This window comes from Paenibacillus agaridevorans, assembly GCF_003112455.1.
GTDB classification, from domain to species: domain Bacteria; phylum Bacillota; class Bacilli; order Paenibacillales; family Paenibacillaceae; genus Pristimantibacillus; species Pristimantibacillus agaridevorans.
In genome coordinates, this window is the sequence record NZ_BDQX01000189.1 from 1 (window position 1) to 16,640 (window position 16,640).

Consider the following 16,640-nt stretch of genomic DNA (forward strand, 5'->3'; position numbering starts at 1 on the left):
TCTCACAAACGATCAGTAATCTGTATACATCAACAGGCTATTATAAAAATGCGTTTAATGGCGGGCAGATCTACCTCAATCCGGAAGAAATCGTGCGAAACTTCGATCTTCCTATTGAATTTACGATTGTAAATGAAGGGATTGATACGATTGATGAGGTTATGATCGAGATTAACGGCATCTCTCGAACGTACCCTGTACAGATCGTACCTAATCGTACCGAGCATCTCGTGTTTACGTACAGCGTTCCGGATTCTATAGGGAATATTGATTTTAAGGTAACGGCCAGCTTCGCCAACGGAGATCAATTAACCGAGGATGGACGCATTAAGCTGGATATTGCCGACATTGGCATGTCTGATGCCAGCATGACGGCGGCGGATGGCATTCGTAAGCTGACGATTCCGTTGTATAACAAAAATGACGCGACGCTGGCAGGCCATAAAGGCAGAGTGGTGAAGGTTGGTTTGTATAAAAATACAAACTTCATCGATGAGTTTGCGATCGGTTCGCCACTAACGATATCGGATGAATTGTCACTCGATATGATGGATAACGGTGGTTATACGGCTGTGCTGGATTTTGATGTGAAGTCCTATTTGGCAGAGCAAGACATGACCGAAATTCCGGATGAAGGCTTGTATGTGTATGCGCACACATGGCTAGAGGATGAAAAGGGTACGGTGCTAACGGAGTTTGATGATACGAACAACTACCAATCCGTTTTCGTAGAGCGTCTGTCTCAGAAATATAACAAACCGATGGTTCGTATGGAGACAGAGCAAAATAATACAGGCTCAGGCTCAGAGGTTTCCTTCTCGATTCAAAATATGAATATGGCTCCATTGGCCGATGGCAATGTTGTGATGTTCCTATTAGATGAAAACGGCGGAGTGCTTGAAACGCAGCATTTAAGGGATGCTAACAACTTGTTGCAGCTAGGTTCGGAAGAAATTGTAGAGCATGCCTTCAGCTTTACGCAGAAGGGATATGATGTTCGTGCTGAATTTTATCAGGAATCTGCGAACAACTACACCAGTGAGCTGAGTTTGATTTCGATGACAGGCGTGCCGCTTGATTTCCAGGCGAATAATGGAACGCGTGAATATCGTGTAGCTGTTGAAGGATTAGACGCCACGCAGCTCATCGTAGCAGCTAAAAATCCAGGCGCAACGGTTACGGTATGGGGACCGGATGGTCAAGTTATTCATAATCAACTTGGCGGTCTGACGGGAAGCTTTGCTCTAAGTTCTTCAGCTAACGGTACGGATAATGAATTTACGTTCATTGTTACGCCGAAGGAAAAAGGAACAGGTTATCCCAGCTCTACCATCTATAAGGTTATTGTGAACAATACGTCAACAGATACGGAGAAGCTTACAGCTACAGTAGCGAGTACGAATCCGATAGCAGCAAACGTATTTTGGGATGATGCTACGATTCGTGTAAGCAAATATGATGTTCCTGGTTTCAGTATTACAAAGGTACAGTACAACATAAACGGTCAAGGCTGGGTTGACTCGGCGAATGCGTACGACGGGACACAGGCGGCGGAGGTCGTACAGCTAACGACGCCAGATCAATATGATGTACGCGTTCGTGTCATGCTTGATAACGGCCAATCGCTAGATGCCGGTCGAATGAAGTTTTCGATTGAGAATCCGACAATGGACCCTGCGAAGTCCACGATTGAAGCGAATTCATTTGAATCGCTGGCGAACGGCACGACTCCAGCTCAGCTGAATGTCATTCTGCGCAATGCGAATGGCTATCCGTTAGAAGGAAGAACAGTCGAGCTGACGAATACGGCTGGAATTGCGACAACGATTACAGCTGTACAGCCAGTAACGGATGCCGAAGGAATCGCCCTATTTGATGTAACATCGGCAGTCGTTGGTACAGCTACAATTGAAGCGAAGGAAGCGGGAGGCAATGCGCTAGCTGCAACGAAAGGCGTAAGCTTCAAAATCGGTGGGCCAAGCACAAGTCGTACGACGATTGAAGTAGAGTCAGGAGCCTATGCCGATGGTGTAGATGAAGCGGAGGTAGTAATAACTGTACGTGACGCGGGCGGTCATGAACTTGAAAATGTTCCTTACCAGTTATGGATGGAATCAGGTACGGGTTCGATCAGTCCTAGTTATCTTACTGGAAATACGGACGCAAGCGGGAGGATTACGGCTAAATTTACGAGTACGCAAGCAGGTACTCCGTTTAGATTCGTAGCTCGCATAGGAAATAGCACGTATTTTGACCAGCGATTTAATGTCACGTTTATCGCAGGGCCAGTTGACGGTAGCAAGATGAGTATTGGACTTGCCGGGTTTAATACGAATACGGATGTTACAGCTAATGGAACAGATAGCAGAACGGTTCGCGTTACGCTAATGGATGCTGCTAGTCGACCTATAGCCAATAAAGAAATTTCATTAACAACGGATAAGGTGGGCGTTACGATCTCACCGGCAACGAGAACGACAAATAGTAATGGTGAAGTTTACTTTACGGTTACAGGTATAGAGATTGGCGAAGCGATATTAACGGCAACGGAATTGGAGCAAAGCTTTAGCAAGACGCTGACGCTTAATTTTGTAGCAGGAAGTATGGACGGCAATCTGACGGAGGCAACGATTAGCAAAACGACACTCATTGCTGGAAGTACAGAAACAGCAACGATTACGGCCCATGTTCGTGATGCAAAAGGTTATCCGATCACCAATAAAACGGTGAATTTACAGACGCGCAATGGATTAAATAATGGACTGATAGGCACTGAAGCTCAAACGACGGACAGTGACGGCAAGGTTGAGTTTATCGTTCCGGCAAGAGCCTATGGTTCAGTGATGCTGCAGCTGTATATGGATAATGCTCAATATCCGTTTAAGACGTTTATGCTCATGAATGACTATGGTCCAGCTGATGAAAGTAATACGACTATTACGTTTGATAAAACGGAAATTAAAAATGATGGATCGGATGTAGCGATACTTACGGTCAGGCTAGCAGATGAGTTAAATCAAGCTATTGCTAATAAATCCGTAAAAGTTTCAACAGAAAGCGGTCATATTCGTTTCTCTCAAACGAACAGCTATACGAATTCTTTTGGAAGTGTAAACTTCGGCGTATACGGAGTGTCGCTTGGTACAGCCGATATTAAGATTACCGTTGAGGGTTCGGAAGCCGAGTTTACTAGAACAGTAAACGTTGTCCCTGCTGATTTTACATCTACTAATATACGGGCAACAGCGACGTTGGACAAAACAACCGTATTAGGCAATGGCGTAGATCAAGCGGTTCTTACGATTGAAGCTAAGGATCGCTACGGCAATCCATTTGCCTCGGCAGATATCGATGCAGCGATGTATGGCAATGATTATCCTGCGACGGTTATTCCGATCACTGGAGCAACAGATGCTGACGGCAAGCTCATAATACCGATTTCGTATCAGGGAGCTTTAGAATTTACAATCAGCGGTACTATGTACTACAACGGAGCTGCAACAGCTCTGCCGAGCCTACCTAAGCTAACCTTCGTGCAGGGTGAAGTGGATGGGATCAATTCCGAAATATCGGTAGATAAGATTAACTTCAAAATCGGTGAAAATCCGAAGCTTACAATGGTGATGAAGGCTGAAAACGGCAAGCCTTATCAGCAAAAACAAGATGAATGGTATCAATTTGAAGTAACTGGAACGATAGGCGATGGCGAGGAACCGTTCACGCAACAGTTCAATGTAAAACAGCCGGCTTGGAATGATCCAAACTTTGTTTATGAGCCGTACCTATTAAACATTTGGAAACTAGGCGAAGCAAAGCTATCTGTTACCCTTGTTGAGACGAATTCGGGTTCACGTACGAAGCTATTGGATCTGCCAACCTTAACCTTTACGACAGGTGACTTTAATGGCAACGGCACTTTAACAAGTAAGGTTAGTGACTCTGCTGTTAGCTTAGATAAGGAGTATTGGGTAGATTTAACGGCAACAACGACAGATATTGGAGGAAATCCAGTCTCTGGTCGTGAAATCAAGTTAATTGCAAGTGTATGGGATCCAGATAACAGCAGCTATATTCCAGATACGAAAACGGTAATTGAACGTACCGGCGATCCACTTACGAATGCTGATGGCATCACGACTTTCCGTATGAAACGTACGGAGCCAGGGAATGTGCGAATTGAGATGTATGATGAAGGTTTAGAGCGTGTTGTAGGCTATGGACATTATCATACCTTTACGAGTCAAGTGTTCGATCCGGAGCAATCGCGCATTGTAGTGGATCATGTTGAGCGCATAGCGGATGGCAGTGAAGCTTCACTGATCACCGTTCATATGGTAGGTACAGACGGTAAGCCGATGGTTGGCGCACATCTTGAACACTACGGATTTGGTATTAATGATGTGCAGGTTGATAGACTAGATGCACAAGATGGATCAGATGAAAATGGCGTGTATCGCTTTAGAGTGACAAGTCAGCAACCTGCGAACGTCGTTATGTATTTTGCGGATTCGTATCGACAAATTATAACGATGCACTCGGTTGTGCTGCGCTTTGTCAACCCGGAACAGAAGCTGGACGTAGGGCAATCCAAAGTCGAAGCTATTAAGGCGGCAGTTCTCGCTAATGGACAAGAATATGGTGTGATCGAGGTCGAGGTTGTGGATCATAACCGGGCACCAATTGCATATCGCGAAATTAAGCTTGAACCATTGAGCGGAAGCTCGCATATCGATGTCGAGGTCATTGAAACCGATGGCGATGGTTTGGCATGGTTTATGGTATCCAATCAAGATATTGACGAGATCACCTATAAGGTAACCGATGTGATCAGCGGTCAAGAGTTTGCGCAGCAAGCAACCTTAATGTTCGTAGCGGGCAATTTGGATGTAAGTGCATCGTCAGTAACAAGCTCGCATTCAGAGCTTCTGGCTAATGGCACCGATACAGCAATTATTGAAGCAACGCTGCTTGATACGAATCGTCATCCGCTTGCTTCTCGTCAAGTACGATTAGAAGCGACAGGCGATCAATCCGCAATTGCTCCGCAGCTAGCCGTAACGGATGACAATGGTGTGGCTAGATTTGAGGTTGCGCATGTTGTAGTTGAATCCATCGTTTATAATGTCGTCGATGTAGCGACTGGATTGTCGTTAACGGATCAAATTGCGATGAATTATGTAACAGGCGCTCCGGATGCACAGCAATCTGTTGTTCGTGCGCATCGTGATGCGGTCGTTGCAGATGGAACAAGCGCAACAACGATTACAGTAACGGTGAAGGATCCTTACGGTCATGTGATTAAGGGTGCAGAGGTTAGACTTGCAGCAAGTGGAGGCAGCTCTACGATTACGGACCTTAATCCGGTCACTGATGCGGATGGTAAAGCGACGTTTGAGGTGACAAGCGGCGGATTAGGTGAAATCACTTATACAGCCTACGCGAAGCCGGCAGGTGGTACAGAGGTGGAGATCGCGCAGAAGGCGAAGGTTGCATTTGTAAATGGCGATATGGATGTCCTTCTATCTTCAGTAGCCGCAGCTCCAACGAGTGTATTGGCAGATGGGGTATCATCTGTCGCGGTAACCGCTACGATCGTCGATAAGAATGGGCTGCCAGTGACTAATCGCGAATTGTCCTTGTATGTCGATGATTCGACAGATACTAGAACGTGGCAGGCAACAACGAACGAGGACGGAATAGCAACATTCGAACTGCGAAGCTTGGCGGTTGAAAATCTGGACGTATATGTGAAAGATGTATTAACAGGGCTAACCGTTAATCAGCAAGCGCAGATTTCGTTCACTGCAGGGGCTGTAGATCCAGCAGCTTCAACAATTGTTGTGTCGCCAGCTTCTGTGCACGCAAACGGTCAATCGCCAGCCGTCATTACAGTAACGATCAAGGATGCCTATCAGCATGTATTAGCTGGTGAAACAGTATCGTTATGGCTGGATGGATCGCAAGTAGACCAAAGCATGACTGACGCGCAAGGCGATGCAAGCTTTACAGTGACAGGGTCTGTCGTCGAGCAAAGAAGCTACGAGGTATATGTCACCATTGATGGAGAAGACGAATCGCTAGGTGAAGCAATTGTAAGCTTTGTTAATGGCAGGATAGATGTAATAGCTTCGTCGATCACAACGGATGCACAGTCTCCAGTCGCAGCAGACGGCACATCGACTGCAACTATTACGGTAACCGCTATCGATGAGTACGGTCATGTGATGGCAAATCGCGAGATCGAATTAATCGAGCAGATTACGAATCGCACATGGCGCGTTGTAACGGATGGAAACGGCGAAGCGGCTTTCGCTGTGACGGCTACCGATCTTGGACAACGTACGTATCGCGCGTATGATGCCGTTGGCAGTGCAGAGATTCAAGGCAGTGTAAGCATCACTTACATTGCAGGCACGCCATCGCCAGTTGATCCGTCGCCAGTTGGTCCAACAACACCAACGCCAACGCCAACGCCAACACCTGAGCCAAGCGAGCCAAACGAGAATAAAGAAGGTCTGTTTAATTCCGATATCCTTGATCTGGACAAAATTGTTGCTAGATTCCGTAAACAATTAGAAGCTACAAAGGGACAGACAGGAACAGAAGGATACAGCGATATTGCTGGTCACTGGGCGATGAAGCCGATTGGATTGTTCTCGAGGCTGGAAGGAATTCGCGGTTATCAGGATGGAACGGTACGCGGCAATGCAACAATGACGCGTGCGGAATTTTCCTCCATGTTAGTACAGCTGCTAGAGATAGAAAACACAGGCAAGAAAAAATGGTTATTAAGCGATATCCAATCGCACTGGGCAGCTGGCGCGATCGCAACCTTAGCAGGTCATGGCGTGATCAATGGTTATACGGATGGAACATTCCGGCCTAACCAAACGATCAGCAGACAAGAAATGGTAACGATGCTGCTGAAGCTAGTAAATGAAGAGGCATTGCCGAACAAGCATGAGGGAGACTTTGCAGATATCGGCAATGTAAGTCCATTTGCGGTTAACTCCGTACAAGCTGCAGGAAAGGCAGGTATCATTCAAGGTTATGAGGACGGAACATTCCGCCCGCAAAATCATGTAAGTCGTGCAGAAGCGGTCGTTATGCTGCTGAACCTGCTAATGGTAGAGGAACGACTGCGCGAGCTATTGGATCCCGAGCTGAATAAGTAGTTTTTTGAAGAACCAATGATGAGTTGCTGTAACAAACAAAAGGGTCTGTCAGAAAGTCGGTGAAAACGGACGATCTGATAGACCCTTTTTCTTTTTAATTGAATGATTGCCATAGGCCGAGCGGTCTACCGCTTCTCCAGCCGCTTGCGGTATTCCGATGGGCTACAGCCTTCGAACTTCTTAAACAGACGGCTGAAGTAGAAAGGATCGGTGAACCTTAGCATTTCGCCGATTTCCTTCGCCAGCAGCTCCGGGTCGGAACGGATTAGCTGCTTGGCCTTCTCGATCTTGAGATATGCGAGATATTCGATCAGCGGCATTCCTCTGTATTGCTTGAAGAGCTTGCTCAAATAAGGGGCGGTGAGGCCGATGCCGGAAGCGAGCTCTTTTGGATCGAAATTGCGATGGGAATTTGCCTTCAGATAGTCGTCGAGTTTGCTGACGACGCCTTCCGGAGAGTCGCGCGAGATGCTGTTCTCCACGAACAAAACAACTTCTAGCCGCTCGATTAGAGAGTCGCTCCATATTTCGTTAGGAGTAACGCTTTCCATACTTTCGTCGACGACGGAATCGATATCGACGTCCCTCCTCCAATACCCATTGCCGACAGCGTGGAGGGTCCGTTTCACAAGGGCCGTGAAGTCCGGGACGGGAAGCTGGGCCGAGTGCCATTCTCCGATCAACGAGGACAACTCGGCCTTGAACAAGCTTTTCTGCTGCAGATGAACCATTGATCTTAAGGAGATCAATCTTTCGTTTGTCAGAACGGTAACAGGAGAACCGGCTTCCGACGCATCTGGTGTTTCGTTCTCCCTTATCAGCTTGGATACGCCGTGTTCGGCCCTTCGCCGCAGCAAAGCCCGGAGAGAACCAAGCGATCCTGCGATGTCGCCCAACCGGGCAACCGGTGCTCCGATTGCGATGTTAACTGTTTTTCCCGATCTTGCCTCCAGCAAACGCTGCAACGCTTTCGCCAATTGCTCTCTTTCCGCTATCTCCCCGTCGTCGTCCCGATCCCCATCGACAATCACGATTTTCTCCGAGGACGTTTTCCCGCTCCATACTCGGACCGTAGTGCCAGGATCCGTTAGCGTGGCAAGCTCCGACTCCAAGTCGGCAGGGTTTGCTTCCGCCCCGGACGCTCCTCCGCACAGCGCCACAAGCAGCCCCAACGAGCGGCCGGCGAACAACCCATCGGATTCGTCGCGGAGTTGCTCCCCATGCAGCGCGGAGAGCAGCAGCGACCGCTTTTTCTGCTCTTTCCGCCCCTCTAGCATCGCTCCGAGCTTGGCCAACACCTTCCGCACATCGTCTGGCGACACCGGCTTCAGCAAATAGTCGTAGGCCTGAAATTTTAGCGCTTCCTTGGCATAGTCGAAATCCCGGTAGCCGCTCAGAATGACGAACGGGAGCTCAGGATCTTTTTGCCGGATCGTCTTGATTAATTCCAGGCCGTCCATGACCGGCATGCGAATGTCGGTAAACAGGACGTCCGGGGTTTCCTCTTCCAGCTTTCGCAGAGCGTCGGCGCCGTTGATCGCGGTAGCCGTCACCCGGAAAAGCGAGGAGTTTCGTTCGATCTCATACCGAATGTCCCGAATCAAAGGAGGCTCGTCTTCGACTACCATTACCCTGTACATGTCCGTCCTCCGTTCCCGTTTTGATTTTTCCGCCAAAGCTTACCTTCAGTCCCCGTCCCGGAACGTTCTCGATTTTCATCGTCGCGCTTTCCCCGTGCAGGAGCATCAGCCTCGCATACGTGTTGACGATGCCCAGGCTGTACGATCCCGAATGGACCTTGTCTCCCGATCGCCTCTCGTTGGAGAACAAAGCCTCGATCTTCGCCCTCAGCTCCTCTAATGTCGGCTCGTCAGCTCCAGCCCCGTCGTCGAGGACAGCAATTTTCCAATGTCCGCCCGCTACCCGTCCCTCGATCCGGATATGCCAAGGCGGAGGAACGGAGGCGAACGCATGCTTCATCGCGTTTTCCACGAAAGGCTGGATGGTGATTCGCGGAAGCTCAATGTCCCTCAGCTCAGGATCGATGTCAATCTCAAAATCGAAATGCTCCTCGTAGCGGTATTTCAACAAATTCAAATAATTCCGCGTATATTCGATTTCATCCTCGACCCGGACGAAGTCGGAGGAGGTCGTATAGCGAAGCTGCGAAGAGAGCTGCCTGCACATTTCCGCGACCTTTTCGGGCTGCTCGCCCTGCTTGGCCGCGGCTCCGATCGTCGCTAACGTGTTATGGATAAAATGCGGATTGATCTGGGATTGGAGAGCCAGCAACTGCGCCTTGGCCTCCCGTTCGCCCGCCTCGGTCAACTGCTCGATCGACAGCTGCAAGCGCGAAAACATTTTTCGGAACAGCCGATCGAGCTGCTGCAGCTCGTTGTTTTTGTCCGTATAGTCGATGTTCAGCGCCAAATTGCTTAAGGTCACCTGCTTAAGCGAGCTGCCCAGCGTCCGGAGAGGGAGGGTAAGCCGCTTCGAGCTGTGATGAAGGACGATCAGCGTCGCCAGCAGGACCAGTAAGCCTGCGCCGACGATCAGCGCGTTAAGCCGGCCGACGGAAGCTAGCGCCTGCTCTCGAGATTGGGCGATGGTCAGCACGTGGCCGGTCAGCGGAGATTGGCGGTAGGTAAGCAGCATCGGCTCGCCCCCGCTGTTGCGGACCGAAGCCGAGCCGCTGGATCCTGCAAATACGTAAGGCTTGTACAGCTCTGCATCTTCGGCAGAGGCCGAGGCATCGATGGACGGTCGCGGATAGAACAGGTCGCCTGTCGGATCGAATATATAGAACTCCGAATCGATCGCCGGGTCGGGTTCATATAGGCGAGCTAGATCGCTATACCTTTGCTGCACTTCGATATAACCGTACTCTCTACCCGCCGCATCCTTGATTTTGCGGCTGAGAGAAAATACCGGAACCTGAAGCTGCGACCAGTTGTCGAGATGCGGGGGAAGCAGCGTGAAGCTGCCGTCTCCGTCCGCAAGCGGTGCGAAGATCGGAATGCCTTCCAGGCCGGCTTGGAAGAGCGCTTCCGCGTTGTCTAACGACTGCGGCGAGAGGGCATACTTGTGCTCAAAATTAAAGGCGACGATTTTAAAGGCGGAGCTGAAAGGACCGTTGATCGAGGAAATCGTGTTGGTCAGCTTCCTTGTGTCTTGAACCCCAAGGCCCGGGATGCTGGCCGGGGTATAGAGATGCTTAGCCAGGTTTTCATCCAGAAGCAGGCTGACGTTGATCCGTTCCATATCCTTTACGCGCCCGTCGAATTGCTCCGTAATTTTCTGAAGCAGGCGTTCGGTGCCGGTATAGACTCCTTTTTGGACCATTTTTGACGAGTACACGGCCAAGGCGGCGACAATGCAGGCGATGATTAATAGAATGAGGATCGAATAGGTGACGAAAATTTTCGTCTGGAGGCTCCCGTTTTTCAGCATTCGCCAGCCCTCTCTTTCGCAATGATCCGACTCTTCTGCCTAATGTAACAGACGACTTGACAATTCGTCAAACCCCCGGGAAACGCGTTATTTTTGTGCCGAATCGTACATGCGGTTTTCCTAACGAGTCCATTCTTCTCCGAGCTGAATGCGTTTACAATAGAGATCGGGACATGTCCGACGCTCGACAAAAAAGATCATAATTTCATTAAATGAACGGGGGAATCAGCAAGTGAATTTTCGTCTACAGAAATCTGCGTTAGCCCTTCTAACATGCTTTGTTTTGCTTTTCCTTTCGGCTTGCGCGTCCGGAAACAAGGCCGAGCCGTCTGCCAGCGGTTCGCAGCCTGCATCCGAAACGCCGTCTGCCAGCAAAGAGACGGCTCCGGAGAAAGTGACGCTTTCGATCATGGTCGGAGGCAACAACAAATTTTACGAAACGATTACTAAGGAATACACGAATCGCAATCCGCACGTAACCTTCGATTTGCAGACTGTGGATGGAAGCCAGTACGACACTTTGCTCAGAACGCGCATCGCAACGAAGAATTTGCCGGATATCGTCGGACATAACGTCTCCGACATGGCGAGAAGATACAACCCGACCGACAATTTTGTCGACCTATCCGGCGAACCATGGGTCGGCCGACTCGTCAATCCGGATATCCTCAAAATCGACGACAAGATTTACAACCTGCCTTTCGCCGCCTCTGGCTCCGCGCTGGGCATCGTCTACAACAAAAAAATATTCGCCGATCTAAACCTGAGCGTACCGAGAACGTTCGAGGAGCTTTTGCAAGTATGCGAGACGCTGAAGACGAATGGCATTACGCCGTTCTATCTGGGGAACAAAGACGGATGGGTTGCGCAAATCTGGGGACTGACCACGTTTTCGGAGGTCGTCAAGAACACCGATATCATGGATAAGATTAACGCCAATCAGCTCAAGCACGCAGACGTTCCGGGCTTCGAGGAAGCTTTGGGGCAGATCATGCAGTTGTTCGAGAAAGGTTATGTGAACGAAGACCATCTTTCCGTAGGTTTCGACGGTCTTGGGGGAGCGATGAATTCGGGGAAAGCGGCTATGACCGTGCTCGGAGATTTTATCGATGCGGGAGAGCAAGTGGGCGATTACGGTATTTTCGCGACGCCGGGCGTGGACAACCCCGATCTGACCGTCGGTACCGTAACGGGCTGGTTCATCTCCAAAAACTCCAAAAACATCGAAGAAGCGAAAAAGTTTCTGGACTTTTGGAGCCAACCGGACATTATCGGCATTCAGTACGCGGAAGATCCGAGATTCTCGGCGTTCAAGGACGTCCAGGTCAGCTTTAACCCGCTGATGCAAGCGGAATACGACGAGTACATCTCCCAAGGTAAGGTCGTACGTCAATATAACGATTTGATTGCTGTGGATACGTCCGAGCTGTTCCGGCTCTATCAGGACATGTTCGGCAAAGGTAAGACACCGAAGCAGGTGCTTGAGGCTTGGGACGAGAAAGTCGCCGAGCTGGCCAAAGCCGCCGAGCTGCCGGGATGGTAAGCGAAACGGGTTAGCTGCCGAAGAAGAGGCCGACGACAAGGAAGCCTCTTCTTCCTTAATTACAGACTCGGAGGAAGACGCTATGAATGCTAGACGGCTTTACCCGCATTTTTTTCTGTACCCTGCTCTGCTCATCTACTTGGCTCTGTTCATTTTTCCGACCTTGTTCAGCTTCATTTATTCGTTTACGGATTGGAACGCTTATCGCGATACGATCCGGTTTACCGGGCTCGACAACTTCGTCAAAATTGCGAAAAATGCCGACCTGATGCTGTCTATAGGCAATACGGTGTTGTTCGCGGTCGTGACCAGTATTGGGAAAAATGTGCTCGGCATGCTGCTCGCAGTCGCTTTATGCAGCCGGATCGGATTCAAGAGACTGTTTCGCACCGTCTTTTTTCTGCCGACCGTGCTCAGTTTTATCGTCGTCGGCGTGCTGTTTACAGCGCTGCTGCATCCTGATGGTTTCCTTAACCAGTTTCTCGGTTTTATCGGGCTGGAAGGGCTGCGGCAGGAGTGGCTGGTGGACCGAAGCGTCGTCATGTATACGGTCAGCTTCGTTGACGTGTGGAAGGGCACCGGCTTTCATATGATCATTTTCATGGCCGGGCTGCTCGCGATTCCTCGCGATTACGGAGAAGCGGCGCAGATCGACGGGGCGAATCCGCTTCAGGAGTTTTTCCGCATCAAGCTGCCGCTCATGATGCAGGCGGTCAGCGTCAACGTCGTACTCAGTCTGATCGCCGGCTTCAAAGTATTCGAGCAGGTGTTCGTGCTGACGAACGGCGGACCGGGTTATGCATCCTCGGTGCTTAACTCGATCGCCTTCCAGATGTTCGGCGATGGTCGTTGGGGGCTGGGCACGGCGATGAACCTGATCCTGTTTTTGCTCATTACGTCCTTCTCCATCCTGCTGCTGACCTATTTCAAAAGAAAAGAAGTGGATATCTAACATGAGAAAGCGGATAGGAAAACCTCTTCTGGAGCTTGCTCTCGCCGTTGCCGCCTTCTTCTACTTTTTTCCCGTTCTGATGATGATTCTCGGCTCTTTCAAGAGCAGCATGGAAGCCTCCGCCTTCGATAGGCTGTGGCCCGAAGTTTGGGAGTTCGGAAACTTCCGTCAAGTGCTGTCCGGAGAGAGGATTCTGCAGTCGCTGCGCAACAGCGTGATCATCTCCTCGTTTTCGATTGCGCTGACGCTTGTGCTGGCGGCGGTCGCATCCTTCGTCACGGCGAGAAGGCAAAGCCGGTTTGTGTCGGGGGTATATTTTTTGTTCATAGCGGGCCTCGTCGCTCCTCTGATGTACATTCCAACGATCAAAACACTGCAGTTTTTGAGCTTGATGAATACGTTCACCGGCTTGATTCTGGTCGTCGTCGCTACGAATCTTCCGTTCGCCGTCTTTCTGTTTACGGGCTTTATCAAAGGCATTCCGCGCGAGCTGGACGAATCGGCTTTCGTCGACGGCTTCGGCACAATGAGAATTTTCTGGTCGATCATCCTGCCTTTGCTCGCACCGGTCATCGCGACTCAATCGATCCTGATGCTGGTCGGCGTGTGGAACGATTTGAGCATGCCGCTGTTTTTCCTGAACGACAGCGGCAAATGGACACTTCCGATGCTCGTTTACAATTTTATCAGCCAATATGTGCGGAACTGGAATCTGGTGTATGCGTTTCTGATTTTGGTTTCGCTGCCCGTGGTCGCCTTGTTTATCGCGGGGCAGAAGCATTTCGTGTCCGGACTGATGTCCGGCGCGGTCAAAGGCTGACGATGCCTGAAATCTCAAGATGAGGAGAGGAATGAACATGAACCGTTTTTCCGTGGCACTTCGAATCTGCTTGGCAATCGTATTAGGCTTGACCGGGACGATAACCATTACACAGGGGCCTTCTTCCAAAGCGCACGCGTCCGGAAACTGGCCCGTCACCGCCACGATTTCCAACGAGAACGGCGGACCGGTGTTCAAAATTAACGGGACCCCCGTCGTCCCGCAGTTTAACTACGGCAGTACGATGAAAATCCATCCGAACTACGGCCCTTTTCTGGATACGATTACGATGGCCGAATCGCGCGACGTGCATGTGACGTTCTGGATTAACGTGCTGGACGACATGGCCTGGAACGAACAGGTCAACGAGGACGTGTTCCAGCGTGATCCCAACGCTTACGGCATTATGCGCATCGGCATCGCTGACGGGCAGCTGTTCGATCTGGCGGAGGATCAGTACGCGGTGACGGAGCGGGGACTGCGTTCCGGATGGCCGTCCTTGGCGTCGCAAGATTGGCGGGATCAACTTGACGCCCTGGTTGTCGATTATATCGCCTGGCTGAAGCAGCAGCCTTATGCGGACCGGATACTGGGCTTTCAGATCATGAACATGGATAGCGGAGAATGGTACTTCGACTCCAACAGCGAGGGAAGAATCGGAGCGGGAGAGGACTACTCGCCTCCGATGGTAGCGGCGTTCCGCCAGTGGCTAACCGATAAATACGAGACGGATGCGGCTCTGCAAGCGGCTTGGAATGATCCCGGAGTCACGCTTGCCACGGCGGGCATCCCGACTTTGGAAGAAAGAGATCATTCGGAGGAAAATTTTTTCCGTTCGATAGCCGCCGAAGGCAAGGCAATCGACTATCAAACGTTCTATAGCAAAAAAATAGTCGAGACGATCAATTACGCCGGCGGGCTGTTCAAGCGGGAGACGGACGGGCAGACGCTGCTCGGGTCGATGTACGGTTACCACTACGTCGCCGCCCACTACGCCCGTCCGTCCAACAACGGCCATTATGCGCTAGGGGACTTGCTCGCCTCCTCCACCGTGGATTTCATCAGCGCTCCCGTCAAGTACGGGGATCGGGCTATGGGCATCAACGCGGGGCCGATGGGATCCTTCGACTCGCTAGCGCTGCACGGTAAAATGTTTATTTTGGAAAACGACACGCGCACCCATCTCGTCGACGGCTTACCTTTTCGAGACGACATTATGTTCACTCCCAGAACGTACTCGCTGGACGAAACGCTGGCAGCGCTACGGCGGGAGACAGGCAACCAGATCGTCACTGGTGGCGGCCAGTACCTGATGGATATCAACTCCAAGGGCTGGTTCAAGCAAGAGGAGATTTGGGACGAATACCAAAAGCTTCTGGGCGTGCAGGCGAGCCGGTATTTGCTAAGCGCCGACCGGCAGTTCAAGCCGGACGTGGCGGTCATCGTGGACGAGGATTCGGTTCCGTATCACACGTTAAACGTCAACCAGATAACGCCGACCAACAATCCTTACGGCCCGGAATACTATCAGGATTTCGGTTTTTTCCATCTGTTCGAGCAGCAGCAGAGAGAAATGGCCCGGAGCGGCGTGAAGTTCGGCTATTACGTGATGTCCGATTTGCCGAACATCCCCGATTCGGTTAAAACGTTCGTGTTTCTGAACGCTTATCGCGCCACATCGGATCAGCGGACGGAGATCGACGCTCTGAAGCGGGACGGCAACGTGCTCGTCTTTCTGCGAGCGCCCGGTTATTTCGACGATTCCGGCTCCAGCGCCGGTAACATTTCCGATTTGATCGGCATGACCGTCGCCAAGTCCGACTATTCCAGCGCGGCCACGATCATTTCGAACTTCTCCGATCCCGCTACCGAAGGCAGCGGCGCGATGACGATCGGAGGTTGGAGGATCGGAGAGGACAGCGGCGCCGTGGAACCTGAATATGCGTACACTCCGTCCTTCCATGTCACCGATTCTGGCGCCGTTAAGCTCGGTCATTACGATGGGGAAACAGGCAAAACAGCCTTCGCCCGCAAAGACATGGGGTCGTGGACCTCCATTTTCAGTGGTTCCGGAACACTCAAGGCTGGACTGATCCGTTCGATCGCCAGCAATCTGGGCGGAGCCCATGTGTATTCTTATGACGGCAAAGACAATATCCGCACCGACGGCAAACTGCTGATGATCCATTCGGCTACGGGCAACGCGGGGATAAAGTCGATTGCGCTGCCGAAGCCGTCGAGAGTGGTGGACGTGGTGAATCGGGCGACGGTAGGGGAGAACGTGAGCTCTTTCCGCTACTTTATGGAGGACGAAGCGACTTCCTTGTTCGCCGTCGTTCCCTACGACACTGCGGCCGTCGAAGCCGAAAGCGGCTCGGTCGTCAGGACGGGGGCGTGGAATGATGAGGCAAATCCGTCTTACTCCGGGGGCACCGCATTATCGTCGAACGTTCCGGGCTCAAAGCTGACCTTTTCCTTCTCCGGACCGTATCTGTCGCTGATCACATCCGCCGGGCCGGACGGAGGTCGGATTGACGTCGAGATTGACGGCGTAAAGTATCCCTACGCCGAGCTGTACGCTCCTCGGACCGAGCACGCCAAGGAGTTCGTTCTGGCGCTGGATCTGCCCGCCGGTACGCATAGCGCCACGCTGACCGTATCAGCGGATAAGCATCGCCTATCCACGGGAACGGCTGCTGT

General features: G+C 51.1%; 7 protein-coding genes. 5 read left to right on the forward strand and 2 right to left on the reverse strand.

Translation table 11 applies throughout. The annotated features are described in order from the left end of the window. The first annotated feature begins 467 nt into the window (after positions 1-467). Positions 468-7,175: an Ig-like domain-containing protein gene (locus PAT3040_RS18180; protein WP_219930296.1), complete on the forward strand. Its 6,708-nt coding sequence runs from the start codon at positions 468-470 to the stop codon at positions 7,173-7,175. Between the two features lie 125 nt (positions 7,176-7,300). On the opposite strand, the gene PAT3040_RS18185 is transcribed toward PAT3040_RS18180, so the two are convergent. Both PAT3040_RS18185 and PAT3040_RS18190 read right to left on the reverse strand, forming a co-directional pair. Continuing rightward, positions 7,301-8,815, reverse strand: coding sequence for a response regulator (locus tag PAT3040_RS18185; RefSeq protein WP_108993854.1), 1,515 nt, complete (start codon positions 8,813-8,815; stop codon positions 7,301-7,303). Then, complete coding sequence (locus PAT3040_RS18190) at positions 8,757-10,625, reverse strand: cache domain-containing sensor histidine kinase (RefSeq protein WP_108993855.1); 1,869 nt, start codon at positions 10,623-10,625, stop codon at positions 8,757-8,759. Before PAT3040_RS18190 ends, PAT3040_RS18185 begins: the two co-directional genes overlap by 59 nt. A gap of 232 nt (positions 10,626-10,857) precedes the next feature. Here PAT3040_RS18190 and PAT3040_RS18195 point away from each other — a divergent pair, with 232 nt between their 5' ends. The 4 genes from PAT3040_RS18195 to PAT3040_RS37180 form a co-directional block, all read left to right on the forward strand. Then, complete coding sequence (locus PAT3040_RS18195) at positions 10,858-12,168, forward strand: ABC transporter substrate-binding protein (RefSeq protein WP_087571098.1); 1,311 nt, start codon at positions 10,858-10,860, stop codon at positions 12,166-12,168. Positions 12,169-12,250: 82 nt separating this feature from the next. Beyond that, positions 12,251-13,120 carry a carbohydrate ABC transporter permease gene (locus PAT3040_RS18200; RefSeq protein WP_108993856.1) on the forward strand — a complete coding sequence of 290 codons (870 nt, stop codon included), beginning with the start codon at positions 12,251-12,253 and terminating at the stop codon, positions 13,118-13,120. A gap of 1 nt (position 13,121) precedes the next feature. Next, the gene (locus tag PAT3040_RS18205; protein ID WP_108993857.1) at positions 13,122-13,940 is read left to right on the forward strand and encodes a carbohydrate ABC transporter permease; all 819 of its coding nucleotides are present in this window, start codon (positions 13,122-13,124) and stop codon (positions 13,938-13,940) included. 37 nt (positions 13,941-13,977) lie between these two features. Continuing rightward, a partial coding sequence (locus tag PAT3040_RS37180; protein ID WP_181376701.1) for a hypothetical protein occupies positions 13,978-16,640 on the forward strand: 2,663 nt, incomplete at its 3' end.

Coding starts and splice junctions, on each gene's coding strand:
- PAT3040_RS18200 (WP_108993856.1), top strand. CDS start 12,251: ATGAATGCTAGACGGCTTTACCCGCATTTTTTTCTGTACCCTGCTCTG.
- PAT3040_RS18190 (WP_108993855.1), bottom strand. CDS start 10,625: ATGCTGAAAAACGGGAGCCTCCAGACGAAAATTTTCGTCACCTATTCG.
- PAT3040_RS18185 (WP_108993854.1), bottom strand. CDS start 8,815: ATGTACAGGGTAATGGTAGTCGAAGACGAGCCTCCTTTGATTCGGGAC.
- PAT3040_RS18205 (WP_108993857.1), top strand. CDS start 13,122: ATGAGAAAGCGGATAGGAAAACCTCTTCTGGAGCTTGCTCTCGCCGTT.